General features: G+C 38.8%; 23 protein-coding genes. 5 read left to right on the top strand and 18 right to left on the bottom strand.

Annotation, left to right across the window (positions count from 1 at the left end; translation table 11 throughout):
• Window positions 1–353 precede the first annotated feature (353 nt).
• Window positions 354–920, bottom strand: a complete 567-nt coding sequence (locus KC820_RS10035; RefSeq protein WP_212370669.1) for a DUF6241 domain-containing protein — start codon at window positions 918–920, stop codon at window positions 354–356.
• Between the two features lie 202 nt (window positions 921–1,122).
• Here KC820_RS10035 and KC820_RS10030 point away from each other — a divergent pair, with 202 nt between their 5' ends.
• Complete coding sequence (locus KC820_RS10030) at window positions 1,123–1,497, top strand: YgzB family protein (RefSeq protein WP_212370667.1); 375 nt, start codon at window positions 1,123–1,125, stop codon at window positions 1,495–1,497.
• A 69-nt stretch (window positions 1,498–1,566) separates the two neighbouring features.
• Here KC820_RS10030 and perR read toward each other — a convergent pair whose 3' ends face one another.
• From perR to KC820_RS10005, 5 genes are all read right to left on the bottom strand, one after another.
• Window positions 1,567–2,010, bottom strand: coding sequence for a peroxide-responsive transcriptional repressor PerR (perR, locus tag KC820_RS10025; RefSeq protein WP_212370665.1), 444 nt, complete (start codon window positions 2,008–2,010; stop codon window positions 1,567–1,569).
• Window positions 2,011–2,184: 174 nt separating this feature from the next.
• Window positions 2,185–2,742: a cob(I)yrinic acid a,c-diamide adenosyltransferase gene (locus tag KC820_RS10020; RefSeq protein ID WP_212370657.1), complete on the bottom strand. Its 558-nt coding sequence runs from the start codon at window positions 2,740–2,742 to the stop codon at window positions 2,185–2,187.
• 1 nt (window position 2,743) lies between these two features.
• Window positions 2,744–3,694 (bottom strand): D-2-hydroxyacid dehydrogenase, encoded by a 951-nt coding sequence (locus KC820_RS10015; protein WP_212370655.1) that lies wholly within the window; start codon window positions 3,692–3,694, stop codon window positions 2,744–2,746.
• A 29-nt stretch (window positions 3,695–3,723) separates the two neighbouring features.
• Window positions 3,724–4,194: a thioredoxin-dependent thiol peroxidase gene (gene bcp / locus KC820_RS10010; RefSeq protein ID WP_212370654.1), complete on the bottom strand. Its 471-nt coding sequence runs from the start codon at window positions 4,192–4,194 to the stop codon at window positions 3,724–3,726.
• Window positions 4,195–4,349: 155 nt separating this feature from the next.
• Window positions 4,350–4,736, bottom strand: a complete 387-nt coding sequence (locus KC820_RS10005) for a potassium channel family protein (RefSeq protein WP_144088159.1) — start codon at window positions 4,734–4,736, stop codon at window positions 4,350–4,352.
• Window positions 4,737–4,849: 113 nt separating this feature from the next.
• Here KC820_RS10005 and KC820_RS10000 point away from each other — a divergent pair, with 113 nt between their 5' ends.
• The 3 genes from KC820_RS10000 (at window position 4,850) to KC820_RS09990 (ending at window position 7,807) form a co-directional block, all read left to right on the top strand.
• Window positions 4,850–6,145 carry a glutamate-1-semialdehyde 2,1-aminomutase gene (locus KC820_RS10000; protein WP_212370652.1) on the top strand — a complete coding sequence of 432 codons (1,296 nt, stop codon included), beginning with the start codon at window positions 4,850–4,852 and terminating at the stop codon, window positions 6,143–6,145.
• Between the two features lie 61 nt (window positions 6,146–6,206).
• Window positions 6,207–6,347: a hypothetical protein gene (locus tag KC820_RS09995; RefSeq protein ID WP_212370651.1), complete on the top strand. Its 141-nt coding sequence runs from the start codon at window positions 6,207–6,209 to the stop codon at window positions 6,345–6,347.
• 398 nt (window positions 6,348–6,745) lie between these two features.
• Window positions 6,746–7,807: an FUSC family protein gene (locus KC820_RS09990; protein ID WP_212370650.1), complete on the top strand. Its 1,062-nt coding sequence runs from the start codon at window positions 6,746–6,748 to the stop codon at window positions 7,805–7,807.
• On the opposite strand, the gene KC820_RS09985 is transcribed toward KC820_RS09990, so the two are convergent.
• The 11 genes from KC820_RS09985 to mutY all read right to left on the bottom strand — a co-directional run bounded on the left by KC820_RS09985 (window position 7,804) and on the right by mutY (window position 16,435).
• The gene (locus KC820_RS09985; protein ID WP_212370649.1) at window positions 7,804–8,301 is read right to left on the bottom strand and encodes a hypothetical protein; all 498 of its coding nucleotides are present in this window, start codon (window positions 8,299–8,301) and stop codon (window positions 7,804–7,806) included. The two genes, KC820_RS09990 and KC820_RS09985, sit on opposite strands and share 4 nt — an antisense overlap.
• Window positions 8,294–9,502: an MFS transporter gene (locus tag KC820_RS09980; RefSeq protein WP_212370648.1), complete on the bottom strand. Its 1,209-nt coding sequence runs from the start codon at window positions 9,500–9,502 to the stop codon at window positions 8,294–8,296. Before KC820_RS09980 ends, KC820_RS09985 begins: the two co-directional genes overlap by 8 nt.
• A complete protein-coding gene (locus tag KC820_RS09975; protein WP_212370647.1) occupies window positions 9,486–9,863 on the bottom strand; it encodes a hypothetical protein in 378 nt (125 codons plus the stop codon). Before KC820_RS09975 ends, KC820_RS09980 begins: the two co-directional genes overlap by 17 nt.
• A gap of 44 nt (window positions 9,864–9,907) precedes the next feature.
• Window positions 9,908–10,681, bottom strand: a complete 774-nt coding sequence (locus KC820_RS09970) for a DUF58 domain-containing protein (RefSeq protein WP_212370645.1) — start codon at window positions 10,679–10,681, stop codon at window positions 9,908–9,910.
• A gap of 300 nt (window positions 10,682–10,981) precedes the next feature.
• A complete protein-coding gene (locus KC820_RS09965) occupies window positions 10,982–11,221 on the bottom strand; it encodes a hypothetical protein (RefSeq protein WP_212370643.1) in 240 nt (79 codons plus the stop codon).
• A gap of 48 nt (window positions 11,222–11,269) precedes the next feature.
• The gene (locus KC820_RS09960) at window positions 11,270–11,491 is read right to left on the bottom strand and encodes a hypothetical protein (protein WP_144088166.1); all 222 of its coding nucleotides are present in this window, start codon (window positions 11,489–11,491) and stop codon (window positions 11,270–11,272) included.
• Between the two features lie 28 nt (window positions 11,492–11,519).
• Window positions 11,520–11,702, bottom strand: a complete 183-nt coding sequence (locus KC820_RS09955) for a Fe3+ hydroxamate ABC transporter substrate-binding protein (RefSeq protein ID WP_212370641.1) — start codon at window positions 11,700–11,702, stop codon at window positions 11,520–11,522.
• Between the two features lie 273 nt (window positions 11,703–11,975).
• Window positions 11,976–13,763 (bottom strand): ABC transporter ATP-binding protein, encoded by a 1,788-nt coding sequence (locus KC820_RS09950; RefSeq protein WP_212370639.1) that lies wholly within the window; start codon window positions 13,761–13,763, stop codon window positions 11,976–11,978.
• Between the two features lie 118 nt (window positions 13,764–13,881).
• Window positions 13,882–14,406 (bottom strand): nucleoside tri-diphosphate phosphatase, encoded by a 525-nt coding sequence (ntdP, locus tag KC820_RS09945; protein WP_144088169.1) that lies wholly within the window; start codon window positions 14,404–14,406, stop codon window positions 13,882–13,884.
• 679 nt (window positions 14,407–15,085) lie between these two features.
• A complete protein-coding gene (locus KC820_RS09940) occupies window positions 15,086–15,256 on the bottom strand; it encodes a gamma-type small acid-soluble spore protein (protein ID WP_144088170.1) in 171 nt (56 codons plus the stop codon).
• A 93-nt stretch (window positions 15,257–15,349) separates the two neighbouring features.
• Window positions 15,350–16,435, bottom strand: coding sequence for an A/G-specific adenine glycosylase (gene mutY, locus KC820_RS09935; RefSeq protein WP_212370637.1), 1,086 nt, complete (start codon window positions 16,433–16,435; stop codon window positions 15,350–15,352).
• A 57-nt stretch (window positions 16,436–16,492) separates the two neighbouring features.
• Between mutY and KC820_RS09930 the strand changes: the two genes are divergently transcribed.
• A complete protein-coding gene (locus KC820_RS09930; RefSeq protein ID WP_212370635.1) occupies window positions 16,493–17,476 on the top strand; it encodes a metal-dependent hydrolase in 984 nt (327 codons plus the stop codon).
• Window positions 17,477–17,522: 46 nt separating this feature from the next.
• Here the strand turns inward: KC820_RS09930 and KC820_RS09925 are convergent, their stop codons facing one another.
• A complete protein-coding gene (locus KC820_RS09925; protein ID WP_144088173.1) occupies window positions 17,523–17,861 on the bottom strand; it encodes a YfhH family protein in 339 nt (112 codons plus the stop codon).
• Window positions 17,862–17,867: the final 6 nt, after the last annotated feature.

Raw genomic sequence — 17,867 nt, 5'->3', positions numbered from 1 at the left:
GTTTGTTTCTTTCCCAATCAATAAGAAAGAAACCGAATTGACTTCAGGCTATTTTGTTTAGTTTTCAAGGTTCGAAATGTTCTTCGTATATCTTCGCCTCAAAACAGCGACTTTATAAATGTAACACGCATTCAAGTTTGCGTCAATGCTTTTTTGAATTTGTATTAGTGACTTATTTAGCTGTTTTTTGCGACGCTTATAAATATAGCATGGAGTATTTATGGAAGTCAATAGGTGCTCTCATCTTTTTTTATTTTTTCGAATCACCCCCGTTTAGTTGCTAGTTGTCCGGCCGAGAGTGTTTTAATTAAAACCGCTTGATAGCTGATTAACCGCAATTACTATTTCATCATTCAACGTCCTTCTATTGATCCTTCTCTCACTTGCTCAATATATGCCGCTTCTTCAGCCTCACTTAAAATGCCATAAGCTTCACCGACAGTTCCATTTTGCATCCGCCATATTGTATTATGATCCTCATCAGCTTGTGAAAAATCTCCATTAGACCATCGAGTCAATATATCTCGATAGATGTCTTCATTATCGATGTCTACTTCGTCCAGTCCATTCAATAACCATTCAATTCTTTCCTGTGTTATTAAATAAAAACCCCATTTTTTATTGGCTTTTACCTTCTGGTGCGACATGCCATGAATGTACTCTTGATAATACGCTTCAGACAATTCACTTTGTGTTCGTTTTTGTCCAAACGGGTTTTTTCCTTCTTCTTTATATTCTTCGATTTCTTCTTCTGTTACGTCTTGTTTTGCTTGTTCCCTTGCTTGCTCAATCTCTTTTTCTACTTCCGGCTCAGCCTCAGAGCTCTCATTTAAGATGTTTTCGTTCATCCAGTAGTATGTACCAGTAGCAATTATTACAACAATCAAGATTGGTAGAAGCCATTTCCACGTACCCTTCAATATAATCCCCCTCAATGCTTTTATGTTTTATTAGAATATTTTATCAATAATGGTAGATACTTTCATTTTATACAAGTCAGTTACAAAACGAAACCTTTTTTAGTTTTTCTATCTTTTCGACAATCTCTTGAATGTTCACTCTTCTATTAACAAGTTGTGGGACAGATATGCTATAATTCTTATGGAAAGAAGGAGGTTCACCATGGGGTTAAAATACAGTAGTAAAATTAATAAAATCCGGACAGTAGCTTTAGGGCTCATCTTTGCCGGAATGATCATTATGTATATTGGACTTTATTTTAGAAATATTGAATGGTTATTAGTCACTTTCATGATTCTTGGTCTGATCGCCATTGGATTGAGTACCGTTATTTACTTATGGATTGGTATGTTATCCACGAAAGCCATCCCGATTGAATGTCCGGAATGTGGTAAACCGACTAAGATGCTCGGACGAGTCGATGCCTGCATGCATTGCAAGCAGCCTCTCACATTCGACCGGAACCTTGAGGGCAAAGAATTTGATGAGAAGTACAATTCCAAAAAATATTGGAAAGAACAACAAGATCAATCATAACAAAATCAATCTCATTTCCGTGTATATGAAAAAGGGCTAATCGATTAGCCCCTTTTTTGTTACTGTTTATTAATGCTTTGCCATCTGTTGGCAATCTTCACAAGTGCCATAAACTTCCAAACGGTGATTGGATACATCAAATCCTGTCACCTGTTCAGCAAGTTGTTCCACTTCATTCAATGAAGGGTAATGGAAATCTACAATCTTACCACACTCATCACAAATAATGTGGTAATGATCCGAAGTGTTACAATCGAATCGACTGGAAGAATCTCCATATGTTAATTCTCGAACAAGTCCGATATCTAAAAAAACGCGAAGATTATTATAGACGGTCGCAACGCTCATGTTCGGAAATTTGTCTTCCAATGCTTTATAAATTTCATCTGCAGTTGGGTGCTTCATGGATTGCATCAAGTATTCCAACACTGCATGACGCTGTGGTGTAATACGAACACCTGATTTCTTTAAGGTTGTTAATGCTTCTTGTAATCTTTGCTCAGGCACCGTCATGCACCTCGCTTTCCTAAATAATAATATTCTTACATTAGAATGCTTATAATTTAGTTTACTAAGCGAATGCTATAGTTGTCAATTAAATTGTATTCTTTCTAAATAAGCTAAGTCATTCATTCATTAAAAAAGAATCGGATTACTAAGATAAATCCCTATTTCGCTGGGCATTTCTTAAATGTCTGTATGCAAAGGTAGCTCTTCGCCGCCTAAATGATGATTTACATACCTAGCTGCTACAAACAAAAAGTCAGAAAGACGGTTCAAATAAGACTGTACGAGTGGATTAGTCAAGTCATCACCCATCGATATCGTAACACGCTCTGCACGACGGGCAATTGTTCGTGCAACATGTAAGCTCGCAGCTGCTGGATGACCAGATGGCAGAATAAAGTTTTTCAATTCTTCAAGATCTTGATCCCAGCGATCAATCGTTGTTTCTAACTGATCGATATGTTCTTGTTTTAATTTCCACATAACCTCTTTATCACTTGGTGTTGCAAGTTCTGCACCGACGTGAAACAAAATCGTTTGCACTCTATGAAGTGCATCAATTACTTCCTGCTTCCCTTTCCATGTTTCATTGGCCAACTGACTAAGTGCCAATCCAACCATTGAGTTTGTTTCATCACAGGTTCCATAAGCTTCAACCCGTACATCATTTTTCGGAACTCGTTTTCCATAAATTAAGGACGTTTCACCTTTATCCCCTGAGCGTGTATATATGCGCATATTAATACCCCTTTCGAGCGTCGATTTGATTGAGCGGAAATTTTTCATTTTTTAAGTAAGCATCTAAGTTCTTCTTAAAGATTTCAAAACCCCTCGGTTGATAATGTCTAGAAATCCCGGATAAATGTGGTGTAATCGTTGTGTTTTCTAAACTCCACAGTGGACTATGTTCATTGAGTGGCTCTTCTTCCATTACATCCAATATCGCATGCTGTATTTTTTCTTGTTTTAACGCATCGATTAACTCTTTTTCATCTACTGTTGTTCCACGACCCATATTCAGAAATATAGCTTCGTTATGCATTGCATCGAACTGTTCAGTGCCGAACACTTTCTCTGTCTCTGTTGTTGCCGGCAAAACATTGATTACATAATCAGCTCTTCCTAACTGTGTGTTCAGTTCCTCGATTGTGTATGTTTCATCAAAATGTTCTTTCGAACGGCCACTTTTTGATATACCGATTGTTTTCATGTGAAAAGCTTTTGCCAAACGTGCGACTTCCTGGCCAATCGCACCGGTTCCCGCAATAAGCATTGTTTTCCCAGAGATCTCAACCATTTTTACAGCTCGTGACCATTCATGAGCTTTTTCCTTTTCATAAAGTTCCTTCGCTTTTCGTTCAACTTGTAGCAACATTGCAATTGCATATTCACCCATAGGTCCCGCTGAGATTCCTCGTGCGTTTGTCACGGAAATACCTTTCTCGGCAATCTTTTCTAACGGCATGTCATCAACACCAGCTGAGACGACCATGATCCACTTCAACTTGTTTGCTTTCTCAATATGTTCTTCAGTCAAATCCACACCATAGGTGATGAGCACTTCAGCTTCATGCAATTCTGGTTCTGCTTTTTCGATTGATTCCTTCCATGAAAAGTTCACTTTAGGGAAGGTTTTTTCCATATCCTCTTTAATGACTGCTTTCGTTTTAAATGTCGTTAGTACCTTCATATCGATCTTGCTCCTTTAACTGGCTCGACTTATTGCAAATTGTTTTCGATATATTGTAATGCTTCTTCTACGTGATCTTTTACTCTAACTTTTCGGAACTCCTTCACTAGATTACCTTCACGATCAATGATGAAAGTGGAACGTTCAATTCCTTCATATTCTCTTCCGAAGTTCTTTTTCAATTTCCAAACATCATACGTTTCTGCAACTTGATGATCTTCGTCTGCAAGTAACAGAAACGGCAACTCATGTTTTTCAATAAATTTGTTATGTCTTTCAACTGGGTCCGGACTCACACCTAAGATGACGGCATCTAACTCATTGAATTTTTCATATTGATCTCTGAAATCACACGCTTGCGTCGTACATCCCGGCGTCATATCTTTCGGATAAAAATATAAAACAACGAATTTTCCGCGATAATCCGATAAACTGACGGATTCTCCGTTACTGGCTGGTAGTGTAAAATCAGGCGCTGTTTGTCCTACTTCGACTGTCATGAGAACATCCCCTTTATGATTATTTGTACTATAAGATTACCGAAGTTTTCTGACAGTGACAAATATTTATGCCTTTCTACTCAGCTTTTCCATTCGTTCGACAATCCTCCATAAAATTTGGGAAATTTCCCGGGAAATAAGTTGCATCTTGGCGACTAACCAAGGAGCTTGTACAAAAATGCTGCAGGGAGCAAATACCCAATCATCGCTTCAAATAATGCAATCGGTTTACCGATGCCAATTGGTGTTACATCACCATAACCGACAGTCATCAGTGTGACACCACTAAAGTAGACCGAATGAAAAAACCGCTCGAAGGACGTTCCGGATTGGAGCGGCTGATTGACGAGCAGTGAAAACCCCGCTTCAGATAGCAAAAAATAGAGCAAAGCAAATCCGAGCATTAATATGAAATAAATAGCTATAAATGAGGTGAATAACTCCTTCGAAAAAGCTCCACGCACATCTTGATAGTTTTTTACGAATACAAATAAGCTACTGATAATAATTAGAATGATTAGGATAGCGAAAAAACGGTCCATGTAATCACCAACTTCTTCGTTAGTGCTTTATTATATGAAGTTTCTCTTCAAAAGATGTTCGCAAATCGTTATGCTAGAATGGTTAACGAGAATCTTTTAGGAGGAATGTTGTTGTGAATCGAACTACATCTGAAAAACTTTATGAAGAAGCAAATGATTTAATCCTTGGTGGTGTTAACTCGCCATCACGTGCATATAAAGGGGTTGGTGGCGGAACTCCTGTATTTATGGAAAAAGCGAAAGGCAGTCATTTCTGGGATGTTGATGGGAATGAATACATCGATTATTTAGGTGCTTATGGCCCGATTATTACCGGACATGCACATCCACATATTGCTGAGGCGATTTCTGAAGCTGCCTATAATGGTGTGTTATACGGCACGCCGACAAAATTGGAGAACCAATTTGCGAGAATGTTAAAAGATGCAATTCCTACATTAGACAAAGTACGCTTTGTAAACTCTGGTACGGAAGCGGTTATGACAACAATCCGAGTTGCTCGTGCTTATACGAATCGAACGAAGATCATAAAATTTGCCGGTTGTTATCACGGTCACTCTGACTTAGTGTTGGTCGCTGCAGGTTCTGGTCCAGCTACGTTAGGAACACCTGATTCTGCTGGTGTACCTCAAAGTATCGCCCAAGAAGTAATTACCGTTCCATTTAATGATGTGGAAGCTTTCCGTGATGCATTAGAACGATTCGGCGATGAAGTGGCCGGGGTACTAGTGGAACCGATTGTCGGTAATTTCGGTATTGTTGAACCTGCTGTCGGTTTCTTGGAAAAAGTGAAGGAGCTAACACATGAGAACGGTAGTTTATTAATTTTTGATGAAGTCATTACTGCTTTCCGCTTTCATTATGGAAGTGCACAGGACTTAGTAGGTGTAAACGCAGATATGATTGCCATGGGTAAAATTATTGGGGGCGGACTACCAATCGGTGCTTATGGTGGACGAGCGGATATTATGGAACAAGTCGCCCCACTCGGACCTGCGTACCAAGCAGGAACAATGGCTGGAAATCCTGCTTCGATGGCTGCAGGAATTGCATGTCTTGAGGTGTTGAATGATCCTGTGAATTATGAACGGTTAGATGCAATGGGCGAAACGTTAGAAGAAGGTATTTTAGAAAGTGCCAATAAACATGGTCTACCGGTAAAAATTAATCGGTTAAAAGGAGCTTTTACAGTTTTCTTTACCGATGAAGAAATTACAAATTATGATCAAGCAGAAAATACTGATGGCGAAATGTTTTCTCGATTTTTCAAGTTGATGTTGGATCGAGGCATCAACCTTGCACCATCAAAATATGAAGCTTGGTTCTTAACGATTGCTCACACAGATGAAGATATAGAAAAAACGTTACGAGCGGTTGATGAAAGCTTTGCAGAAATGGCAAAATTCTAGCCTTGTATAATTTTATATGTAGCGAAAAGCACTCTTTTTAAACCCGGTTCGACTAACCCGTTTGAAATCAATCTTCAGCAATCATACAAGTCAAATCGCTAACACTGAAGCATTGCGAGTTTACACTGAAGATTTGCTGATTAACACTGAAGCACTGCGAATTAACACTGAAGCGATGTTGATTAACACTGAACCTTTGTAAATTTACATTGAAGAAGAACAGATTAACACTGAAGCACCGCACCTTTACTGTGAAGAATGGAAGAGTTGCTATACAACCGCTTGTTTAACAAGCAAACCTAAAAAAGTTTTCCAAAAAAGCAAAAAGAGCCTTGTTTTTTTCATTTAATGTGTTAATATATAGATAATTCAGAATTATTGGATTACCCCTTATTATAGGAACGATGTTATGAAAACTCCCTTCCTTTCTGGTTTTGCCAGATTGAAGTGTTCGCAATTTGTGCGGACACTTCTTTTTTTGTTGCATATCAGATTGTGATAGGTAGTAGATTGTTATAAGATAGGAAGAGATTCGATATTCATTACATCTCAGAGTAATTTCTGGACAAGGGTGTTTGAAAAGAATTGGAGGTTGATTCAATGAAACTAGGCGCACGTGCATTCAAGACAGGCGTAGCTATTATGATCACGATGTATATCGCCACCTTGATTGGTTTTGAGGCTGGATTCTTTGCTGGGACAATTGCGGCAGCAACGTCACTACAGCCCTCCATCTATCGTTCTTTTCAAACGATGGCAGAACAAATTCAAGCGAATATTTTAGGTTCTGGAATTGCAATCATTATCGTACTGACAGCAGGGAATGCCCCATTCCTAATTGGTATAGGTATTGTGGTTGTCATAGGCATATGTACTTTTTTCAAAATGAAAGAAGATACGACATTCATTGCCATCATTGCGCTTCTCGCATTGATGATGTATTCTGCGGATGTCGTATACTTAGAGTTTGCAGGAATTCGATTTACGACAATTCTAATCGGTATTTTTTCCGCATTCCTAGTGAATTTAGCTTTCTTACCACCAAAATATGAAATCCAATTATTTAATCAGATCAGTGAGCTGACTTCGGACCTATTGCAATGGATTCGTGTAACGACAAGGCATCTAGCCGATCAGCCTGCTCTTAAAAAAGAAATTGAAACGCTAAACACGGAACTGTGGCAATTAGAGAATACGTATTTATTATTTTCAGAAGAACGGACATATTCGCGATCTAGAGGTATTGAACGAGCAAGAAAGTTAGTCATATTCCGCTCGCTCATCTCTCTATCCCGTAAATCGTATGATTTGTTGACGACTTTACACCGATTGGATTATGACATTGAGCATATTTCGAAAGACATCAGTAGACGAATTTTAAAAGAAGTCGATAAAGTGATGCATACACATGAGAAATTGATGCTGATGTATCAAGGCCGGATCCGCTCAAAGGATACCGATCCGCTCCATAGTGTTTCGACCCCAGATGTGAAGGGGTTAATCGTAGAGTTGATCAATTATTATGATGAAGGTGACGAGGAAGCGCGGTTGAAGTTAATCCCGCTTGCGTCGATGTTATATGATTATCATGAAGAAATGATGCATTGCAAAATGTTGATGAAAAGTTACTTGAAGAAAGCATCTGATCATGAACTCTATTAAACGAGTAAGATAAGCAATAGCATTAACGCTAGGTTCATTAAATATGAATATTCAACTTGCTTTTCCACTGAAGTCGTTGGACCCGAAAATTTATGAACAAAAGTAATTAATAATAATTGCCATAAAAACGTGAAGTAATACAGCAATGCATAAAAACTAACACGAGAATCAAAAAATTCTGTCAATGAATCGTTTTGAAAAGCAAAAATGAAAGCGATAAACGATATCGTAAACCAAGCAAATATAATAGGAAGCATTTTTTTCCACGCCGGATGTTGTAAAAACGTCCGGCTCTTCTTTATTTGAAAAAGAAAGAACAAGCACATGAGTCCGCTAATGAAAAGAAAACCTGTCATAACTAACAATGGAGACGTAACCATCCCCATCGAATCACCGATTTGGTAATGGAGATCAACTTCCATATGGTTAAAAATTACAGCGCTTATGATTAAAACAATGCCGACGCCACCTTGATAGATTGACCATTTATTCATTGTTGCTCTCCTTCTTGCTTTTTAGCATCTGCTTCAATAGTGAAATGTTATCTTGAAACGATTTTGCTTTGCTCTCGTCATCTTTTTCGGCATAACGTATTGTCTCATAACGCTCGATGACTTCCTGGCGTTCATGTCCATAGATTTGTTGCCTGTCGAGCCACTCATCAATCGTTTCATCACGATAACGACCGACGTTTTGATCTGCAGCCCATTTCTCCAGTCGATAGTACATTTTTCGAATAGGATTTTTTGGTACTTGATGACGATTACCCTTCCAAAAACGATGCTCCGTTGTACGATTTCTCTTCACCGTAATTGTTTGTTCTTTCTGCGATGCATCCTCGCGCGCCAAATTTCTTCGGTACCTTAAAAATAAAAATAGAAGGAGTAAGATAATCAACCCACCGACGCCATATAAAAACCATTCGATGTACGCACCTATCATCGTTGTTTCTGTTCGTTGTTGTTCGGGTCCTGTCACAAATTCTGGATTACTTTCTATAGATTCAAGCTCCGGTGGTTCGATATTAATATACTCAGTCAGCTGCATAATTGGCGAATAAATCCAAGCAAGAGCGATGAGTACCCCATAAAAAACATATCCAAAGAGTAAACGTATGTACGGAAATAGGGTTGACAACGAATAGGTGCCGACAAACAACAAAAATCCAATACCGAGAAACCAAATCGTTTTCTTTTTGCCGACATTGTTCGCGCCGTCCGGGTCGCTGAAATAATAAAGCAGAAACCGTCCAAGTAAAAACGTAAACAAAAAGACAGCCGCTATTAGTAAGTAGTTATCCGCATATGGAGTCCCGTTACTGAATTCATATGCCGCAACGCTCATCACTAACGTACTGATAAGAATCTTTTCTTCATGGTCTTGATCGGGTTTCAGTAAATGAGATTCGATTCGAACGAACAAAACAATGGCCATGACTATTACTAGCACATAATGATAGCCGAATAGAAACGCCAGACCTGCTGCGAGGATTGGACCGAAAGCAATCAACGGTTTTCCTGACTTCAAAAAAGCAAGCGTACTGACTCCATAAGCTACTATAGCCAAGCAGAAAAATGAAATCAGTGATGCACCAAGATTATTTAGCATATGAAAAAAATAAATAACAATCCATATCGGGAACAGCTCTAATATGTATTGATAAAATTGAACATAACGATTAGGCAAATGATCCATCCGCAGCCACCCCCTCTTCTTGGGCTCTGTCAGTCTGCAAGTGGTGGACACGTGATCCTTTATGTTCGAACAAGCTATAATAATAGTCGTAATCTGGAAGATTCATCCCGCCTTGAATTACATCTGTCGCCAATGGTTCTTTGAGAATAATTTGATTCAACATATTTTCAAACGGAACGGTAAAGGTCCCACCTTGAATTCTTGCCAACAGCTCAAGTGTATTCCCGAGATGTTTCTCCCCTTTTCCTTCAGCCTGGTGAATAAACGGTACGCGATTCATCGATAAAATATTTATATATAAGGAGTAAGGAATTCCTTTTTTCGCCGCATCCATCGACAAGTATGCAACTTGTTCAACCATTTCTTCAAACGCTTCTCTGTTGTTACGTGTTAATTTCACATTGATTAGAAACATCCGTGATAAATGACTGACTGTTCGTCGACTTTCACGTGAAATTCACCTGTTCTTGCACTTGCTTTCCAATGGATTTGATTAAAAGGATCACCAAATTCATACGGTCTCGTACCGATGTTTCGAGATCGATCGATATATAACGATTGCTGTGTTACATGTTCGCCTTTCCCTTTTGGCTGTACGTTTTGCAAATGATGGACAGCTTTTTTCTTTGGAAAAACAACGACTTCTGTTAAATTCAAATCGTCCAGCTTTAAATAGATCTGATTCAGATTAAAGGGATTCGGTAAAATGATTTCTAGCGATCGGATTTGTGATACGCCACGCTGTCTAGCCGTATAAGGAAATTCGATCGTTTTTTCTTCCCAAAATTGAAGGCTGAATGGCTTTTCGATAAATGTTCGTTCTCGACGTCGATGCATCTTACCCCCACTTAACTCAATGGCATGATCCATTTCCATTGAAATTTTCGCCATCAGTAATGGCAAAATACCCTTCTGCCGAATGACCACTTCAATTGAACCGGTATCCCCTGGATCGACCCGTTGTTGTCTTTGTGCAACCGTAACCTCCAAAAAGTCATCCACATGCTTTTCATAAAATTTCCCTAGCCCATATATAGCAACAATGAGTATTGCCAAAAACAACAATAAAAAAGCATGCCCAAATGCTGAAATCACCAACCCACCGAATAACAAAAGCACAGCAATCACTGTCAGCGTACGAAATATACTAATCTCAAGAATTGATTTATGAAATGACATATCGCTCTTCCTTATGTAAGCTTTTCCCATACTATATCATGAATTCAATCATTTCTGAAAATAAACTTTATATTGCAGCTGTATTGTTATCGTTTCTACAAAATATACGCTAGTTCAATCGGTCAAAAGAAAAACTGGGAGATTTATTCGGGTTTAGGGTACAGAATAAAAAACTCCCGTATCAGTTGGGAGTTTACACTTTATTTAACAATACGAAAAACATACATAGTTGTTTCCAGAATATCATTCATTCGTAAGAAAACACTTATTCACTTGGTTTCTCCGATTTAGAATAGCTGGCTACTGTTCACAATCACACTCAAATTCCTTGAATTTATATTCCTTATACAGTGTTAATTCCCCGAAATCACTTGAAGCCGTCTCGTAAACTTTGACTAAGGGAGCAATATCTTGTTCAGCAAACCCTTTTACTTGCTCTTCCATACCGGCAGAAGAATCTAAAATATATTCATTCATATCTTCGTATAAATCATTATGTTCACAAACATCATATGTAACTACGACATAACTTTTTGACATGACCAACACCTGCTTTGTCATTACTATTTTATAGTTGAGCAAGATTGTCTATTTTCTAATTTCATAGGTAAGTAATTTCATTATATAAAAAGATAGTCCAATTAAAGCTGTAATTACGCCGGCTATAAATGTTATTAAGGGTATTATGCTACTTTCTTCCTGGTTCACATAGAATTCTGGTAAACCGATCATAAGTATTTTTCCAATACCAGATAAAGCTATAATAATAAACCCTGAACAAGTATATATTGCTGCGATGTATTTATTCATTTTACCCCCACCTTATCTATTCGTTAATTTATCTTTTTAAATTAGAATCTTTATTAAAACAGCTTTCACAAATAAATTTACCCTCGTTACTTAAATAGGCTTTTATTTCAGTGAAACCCTTACGCTTTGGGTAGCGCATTTTTACAAAAACATCGTCCTCAGCTTCAATCTCTTTACCACATTCAATACATTTAGGTTTATCTTCTAGCAAAATATCACCTCTTTCCTTTAAATTTTTTTATCAGCTGGCAACGTTTAATGAACATTTCAATTAAATGTTATATCCATTTTATCAGAAACCCTCTATTTACCTGCAAAGAACTTAGTAAATTTTTCAGTCGATTGACTAAATCTCGCATTCCTACTGGTCATGAAAACACTTGTAACGGCAAAAAATAGAGGTCCAAGCCGTACGTGGCTTAGACCTCTTATTTGTAGGTTATTCTAACTTTTGGACAAAACCTGTTAGCTTTCTTGAAGTACTCTATCGAATATTTCTCACTTTATTTTTCGTCAGTTTCCCTTCATCATCCAATTCCTGTACTTGATAAAGGTTATAATAAATTCCTTTTCGACGCATGAGTTGATCATGACTACCTTGTTCTTTGATTTGTCCATCTTCAATTAATATAATCCGATCCGCATGAGTGATCGTTGATAAACGGTGAGCCACGATAAATGTCGTGCGGTCGTGGGCTAGCTTGTTCATCGCCTCTTGAATTAAGTGTTCACTTTCCAAATCAAGTGCGGATGTCGCTTCATCCAACACAAGAAGTGGTGGGTTTTTCAAAAAGACACGTGCAATCGCCACACGTTGTTTTTGACCCCCGGATAGTTTGACACCACGTTCTCCAACAAGCGTATTATAACCTTCTGGAAGTTCCATGATAAAGTCGTGTGCATTCGCAGCTTTAGCCGCTTCAATCACTTCTTCATCAGTTGCATCAGGATTTCCCATTCGAATATTTGTCGCAACAGAATCACTGAATAAAATCGTGTCTTGGAGAACGAGTCCAATTTGGTCACGCAACGTTCGTGCTTGTACCTTTGTAATATCTATTCCATCAATCGTAATTTTCCCAAGACTTGGATCGTAAAATCGAGGGATCAAGCTGACAAGCGTTGACTTTCCTCCCCCACTCATTCCGACTAAAGCAACTGTCTCGCCTTCAGCGACTTTTAGATCGATATTTTTAAGTGCGTATGACTCATTTGGATTATATTTAAATGATACATTTTCAAAATGAACATCACCTTTGACAGCTTGCATTGGTTTGGCATTCGGTTCATCGGTAATGTCATATTCTTCATCCATGAATTCAAATACCCGGTCCATCGAAGCATGTGCTTGCGTCAATTGGGTCGAAGAGTTGACTAATCGTCGAAGTGGATTATATACACGGTCCATATATGCTGTAAAGGCAACCAATGTACCGAGCGATACGTTTCCATCGATGACAAAATACCCACCGACAGCGAGTAACAATAGTGGTGCCAAATCTGTAATCGTATGCGTTACTGAATAAGATTTCGCATTCCAACTTGTAAACGCTAATGCGCGGTTTAAATAGTTAGCATTTCGATCATCAAATTGTTTTTGTTCATGATCTTCCAACGCAAAGCCTCGTACGACTGGCATTCCTTGTACACGCTCAGTCAAATGACCTTGCACTTCAGCGAGTGCTTGTGACCGTTCTCGTGTTAAGTTACGTAAACGTGAGTAAAAGTATTTTACCGAAAATCCGTACACAGGGAACAAAACGATTGCGACTAATGTCAACAATGGATCAAGCCAGATCATAATACCAATCGCAATTAGGATGGTCACCATGTCCAACCACAAATTCATGAGCCCTGTCATGATAAACGTTTTCGTCTGTTCAACGTCGTGAATTACTCGAGAAATAATCTCTCCAGTTTTCGTTCTGGAATAAAAGTTCAAACTCAACCGCTGAATATGATCGAATAATGTATTTCGAATATCATATAAGATTTTACTGCTTACCCACTGGGCGTAGTATTGACGGAAATATTCAACAGGCGGACGTATAATTAAGAATAAGAAGAATGCAATTCCCATCGTCCAAAGCAGTTTGTCTACCTTTTCACTATTACTTAATGCTTCCGCACCAACAATATCGTCAATAACATATTTAATAATTAACGGCATCAACAGTGGGATACTGAATTTCACTATGCCAATTAAGATTGTAAAGAAAATTTTCCATTTATATGGCTTCACAAAAGCCAAATACCTCTTAATACTATCCATGTCTTCACCTGCTTGTCAGTTCAAAACAATGATTTGTTTTTAATATCATGATATTTTTCAAAAAAAGACTGCCTTTATTACGATTCAGCAGCCTGTAGCGTCTTTATTATTGCACACTTTAATAAGTCAAGTACTGTTCATACCAACGTTCTGTAAAATCAGGTGCAAAGGGACCTTTCCGTTGTAGAATCCATTGTTCCAAAATACCTAACTGCTTGTACAAAATCCGTTCAAGTACTACCGGATAATTCATTAACTGTTTATGTTCGATAAATTCGTCTTCGTCCAATATTTTGTAAGTCATATCCGGAAAAACCTTTATGTCCAAGTCATAGTCGATATATTTAACTGCGCCTTCATCGAGTACGTAAGGCGAGCCGATATTCGAGTAATAATGGACACCGTCATTTCGTAACATACAAATAACATTAAACCAATAATTCGCCGTAAAATAAGCAATCGCTGGTTCGCGCGTAAACCAAGTCCGACCATCATTTTCTGTCACCAACACCCGATCGTTCGCTCCGATTAACATTGAAGAAGTACTCTTTAAGACAGTCGTTTCTTCCCAAACCCGGTGGATGGCGCCATTATGTTTGTAACTCTGAATTTCAATAACTTCACCAGCCTTTGGGTTCTTCATGATATACCTACTTTCCTCACAATTACGTTTCAAAATTTATTTTGAATTAATTGTAACACAGGACATACACCATAGCGATTAAGATGCGTTCGTTGTGAGGTGCCGCTTCGTATGTACAATTTATTGTTGGTAATTGTTGATAAATGCTTGCTGACTGTTGATATGACGCTCCTAACTGTTGATAAACAAGCGCTGACTGTTGATACGGTGCGCCTAACTGTCGATAAATGAGCGCTCCCTGTTGATACAGCGCGCCTAACTGTCGATAAACGAACGCTCACTGTCGATACAGCGCGCCTGACTGTTGATAAACGAGCGCTAACTGTTGATACAGCACGTCTAACTGTCGATAAACGAGCGCTAACTGTTGAAAAAGCGCACCTAACTGTCGATAAACGAACGCTCACTGTTGATACAGCACGCCTAACTGTCGATAAACGAGCGCTGACTGTTGATACAGCACGTCTAACTGTCGATAAACGAGCGCTGACTGTTGATACGACGCGCCTAACTATTGATAAACAACCGCTGACTGTCGATACAACGCTCTTAACTATTGATAAACAACCGCTGACTGTCGATACAACGCTCTTAACTGACGATAAACGTCACACTGACCACCAAAATGTTTAAAAAACCAGCCGCGCTTGTTCGCACGACTGGTCGCATCATTACTATTTTACTTTTTTTGTTCAGATTGCTTGTTTCGACGACGTACTTCCTGAGCATCCGTCTCACTAGCAAATTCTTCTGCAAATTGGTTTCCTTGAGCAGATTGATTTTGCTTCTGCACCTTTTTGATATTTGTTCCTGCAGCAGTTTCGTTTGGCTGACGTTTGTTTTTAGCCATTTATATCACCTCCGCAATGATTACTTTGTCCAATCTTTGCGGAGGTTATCCATCGAATTTTACTGTCAATTAATACAAGTAGCAAAGCTATTTTTAAGTGGTGGCAATTTGTTGTTTTATTTTATGCTGAACTTTTGAGAGTGGATATTGGTCCATATCTTCCAAAGTAACAAATTGCCCGTGATCTGTTGAAATATCTCCGTCCGAAACGCGGCAAAAAATTGGGTAGACTACCCATATGACATGGCTGAATACGTGTTTCACCGGCTTACCTTCATGAATCATTTCGAGATTCAAACCGTATTCCAATTCGATATAGTGGATGGCTTCATCTTTCGGAAACTCAGCTTGCTCGACCAAGGGAAATTGCCATAAATTTGCGAGCAGTCCTTGTGCTGGTCGCTTTTGAATTAGGTACTGTCCATCAGCTTCAATCACCATCGCGAAATAAGCAATCGTTCGTTGTTTTTTCGCTTTTGTTTTAACAGGCAGTTCTTCTTGGATACCTTTTGAGAATGCCGTACAATAGTATGAAACAGGGCATTCATTGCATTTTGGTTTTTTCGGCGAGCAAATTAAAGCACCGAGTTCCATCAATCCTTGATTAAAGGATGACGGATCCTCTTTTGAAATAACCGCTTCTACGACTTGTTCAAATTTTTTCTTCGATTTTTGGTCGGCAATATTATCATACATCTCAAATATCCGCGACATAACACGCATCACATTACCATCAACAGCAGGGATTGGCTCATCAAAAGCGATGCTCATGATTGCTCCTAACGTATATGGACCTATCCCCTTCAATTTTTTCAGTTCGGATGACTCTGATGGAATTTGGCCATCATATGTAGCAACGACTTCTTTTACTGCTGTATGTAAATTTCTAGCGCGTGAATAATAACCAAGACCTTCCCATGCTTTTAACACATCTTGTTCATCTGCATTGGCTAAGTCTTTAACAGTTGGAAAGCGTTCCATGAACTGATTAAAGTAGGGAATTACCGTATCAACACGCGTTTGCTGTAGCATGATTTCAGAGACCCATATTCGATACGGATCTTGGTTTTCTCGCCAGGGGAGCTCTCTCCGGATGCTTTGGTACCAGTTAATTAGGTCTTGCTGAAATGAATATTTATCAAAATTTTCGGGTATATAAGTGGTTGACGCGTTATTCATGATTCACTCACCATTCTTTATGTTTACATAAATAAATAATTGTAAGGAGGTGCACAGTTGGATACTGCAACTCACTTGACGATGGGGGTCGCATTAAGTGGTCTCTCCGTATTAGACCCGGTCGTTGAAGTCGATCCGAGTTTATTTACTGCCACGTTTTTTGGGGTTGTCATTGGCTCAATCGCCCCCGACTTCGATACAATTTTTAAATTAAAAGACAATGCAACGTATATTCGGCACCATCGTGGTTCTTCTCACTCACCGCCCATGCTCATTTTCTGGAGCTTTTTCGTTTCACTTCCTATTCTGTTCTTTATGCCGGAGATTTCTTATCTTCATTTATGGCTCTGGACGATGCTCGCTATCCTTTTACACGTGACGGTCGATATTTTCAATGCGTACGGCACACAAGCGCTCAGGCCGTTTAGTCATAAATGGTTAGCAATGGGCTTTATCAATACATTCGATCCGTTTATTTTCTATCTATTCGTTGCAGGCATTTTCGCCTGGTTGCTCGGAGCAAATCCTATTTATACATTTACGATTGTCTTTTTCATCAACATTCTGTATCACATTAAAAGATACTTGGACAAAAAAGAAATTGTTGATATTTTAAAACGGCATTTTCACGATAAAAACATTGAAAGAATTATTACGCAGCCGACGATCAAGCATAATTGGTGGCGGATTGCCGTCGTTGCAGATAATCAATTTTTCATTGCTGATAGTGTCGATGGCCATATTGAAATTCTCGATATTTTCGATCGGAAACCGTTACCTGAAACTGCTGAGATGAATGCTGCATTACTCGATAAAAACGTGCAAGCTTTCGTCAACTTTTCACCGGTTTATCGTTATGAAATTGATCGCCACGATGATTATATAGAAATCCGCTTCATCGACTTACGGTACCGGTCAAAAGGTCATTATCCGTTCGTTGCAGTCGTTACGTTGGATAAGTTTTATAATATCCTGACTTCGTATACTGGCTGGGTTTATTCCGAAGAAAAACTACAGAAAAAATTAGACGTTCTATCTTAAAGCAAGGCTGCCTGGCGATTGTATTTCGAGGCAGCCTTGTTTTGAACTAATACAGTTCAATTTTGTTTTTCAATAAGGAGATTGGAAGAGCTTCTTCTTCATCAATAATATCTCCATCAACACTTCTTCTCGTACCCCAAGCAAAGACGCCTTTCAAGTAGCTAATCGTAAACGTCTCTCCCACTGCGCCTTCTAGCTCGTACACATCGCCTTTACTGTAATCCTTCGGGTCCATCATATAAGCTTCGGCCATTACCATTTTTCGTTGATACACTTCAAATTCGTTAACCATACCGAGCTGTTCGGCATTTTGTGCTTTCGCCTTCAACCGGCCAATCTCTGAACGCAACTCCGGGATTGTGTATTCACTGTATCTTCTTTCCATTCTTAC

This window comes from Allobacillus saliphilus, assembly GCF_018138385.1.
GTDB classification, from domain to species: domain Bacteria; phylum Bacillota; class Bacilli; order Bacillales; family Alkalibacillaceae; genus Allobacillus; species Allobacillus saliphilus.
This window is presented reverse-complemented; position numbering and strand designations above follow the sequence as displayed.

What these genes read in the sequence shown, in the direction of transcription:
- KC820_RS10030 (WP_212370667.1), top strand. Translation starts at nt 1,123, where the DNA reads ATGGGGTTAAAATACAGTAGTAAAATTAATAAAATCCGGACAGTAGCT.
- perR (WP_212370665.1), bottom strand. Translation starts at nt 2,010, where the DNA reads ATGACGGTGCCTGAGCAAAGATTACAAGAAGCATTAACAACCTTAAAG.
- KC820_RS10020 (WP_212370657.1), bottom strand. Translation starts at nt 2,742, where the DNA reads ATGCGCATATATACACGCTCAGGGGATAAAGGTGAAACGTCCTTAATT.
- KC820_RS10015 (WP_212370655.1), bottom strand. Translation starts at nt 3,694, where the DNA reads ATGAAGGTACTAACGACATTTAAAACGAAAGCAGTCATTAAAGAGGAT.
- bcp (WP_212370654.1), bottom strand. Translation starts at nt 4,194, where the DNA reads ATGACAGTCGAAGTAGGACAAACAGCGCCTGATTTTACACTACCAGCC.
- KC820_RS10005 (WP_144088159.1), bottom strand. Translation starts at nt 4,736, where the DNA reads ATGGACCGTTTTTTCGCTATCCTAATCATTCTAATTATTATCAGTAGC.
- KC820_RS09990 (WP_212370650.1), top strand. Translation starts at nt 6,746, where the DNA reads ATGAAACTAGGCGCACGTGCATTCAAGACAGGCGTAGCTATTATGATC.
- KC820_RS09985 (WP_212370649.1), bottom strand. Translation starts at nt 8,301, where the DNA reads ATGAATAAATGGTCAATCTATCAAGGTGGCGTCGGCATTGTTTTAATC.
- KC820_RS09980 (WP_212370648.1), bottom strand. Translation starts at nt 9,502, where the DNA reads ATGGATCATTTGCCTAATCGTTATGTTCAATTTTATCAATACATATTA.
- KC820_RS09975 (WP_212370647.1), bottom strand. Translation starts at nt 9,863, where the DNA reads ATGGTTGAACAAGTTGCATACTTGTCGATGGATGCGGCGAAAAAAGGA.
- KC820_RS09970 (WP_212370645.1), bottom strand. Translation starts at nt 10,681, where the DNA reads ATGTCATTTCATAAATCAATTCTTGAGATTAGTATATTTCGTACGCTG.
- KC820_RS09965 (WP_212370643.1), bottom strand. Translation starts at nt 11,221, where the DNA reads ATGTCAAAAAGTTATGTCGTAGTTACATATGATGTTTGTGAACATAAT.
- KC820_RS09960 (WP_144088166.1), bottom strand. Translation starts at nt 11,491, where the DNA reads ATGAATAAATACATCGCAGCAATATATACTTGTTCAGGGTTTATTATT.
- KC820_RS09950 (WP_212370639.1), bottom strand. Translation starts at nt 13,763, where the DNA reads ATGGATAGTATTAAGAGGTATTTGGCTTTTGTGAAGCCATATAAATGG.
- ntdP (WP_144088169.1), bottom strand. Translation starts at nt 14,406, where the DNA reads ATGAAGAACCCAAAGGCTGGTGAAGTTATTGAAATTCAGAGTTACAAA.
- KC820_RS09940 (WP_144088170.1), bottom strand. Translation starts at nt 15,256, where the DNA reads ATGGCTAAAAACAAACGTCAGCCAAACGAAACTGCTGCAGGAACAAAT.
- mutY (WP_212370637.1), bottom strand. Translation starts at nt 16,435, where the DNA reads ATGAATAACGCGTCAACCACTTATATACCCGAAAATTTTGATAAATAT.
- KC820_RS09925 (WP_144088173.1), bottom strand. Translation starts at nt 17,861, where the DNA reads ATGGAAAGAAGATACAGTGAATACACAATCCCGGAGTTGCGTTCAGAG.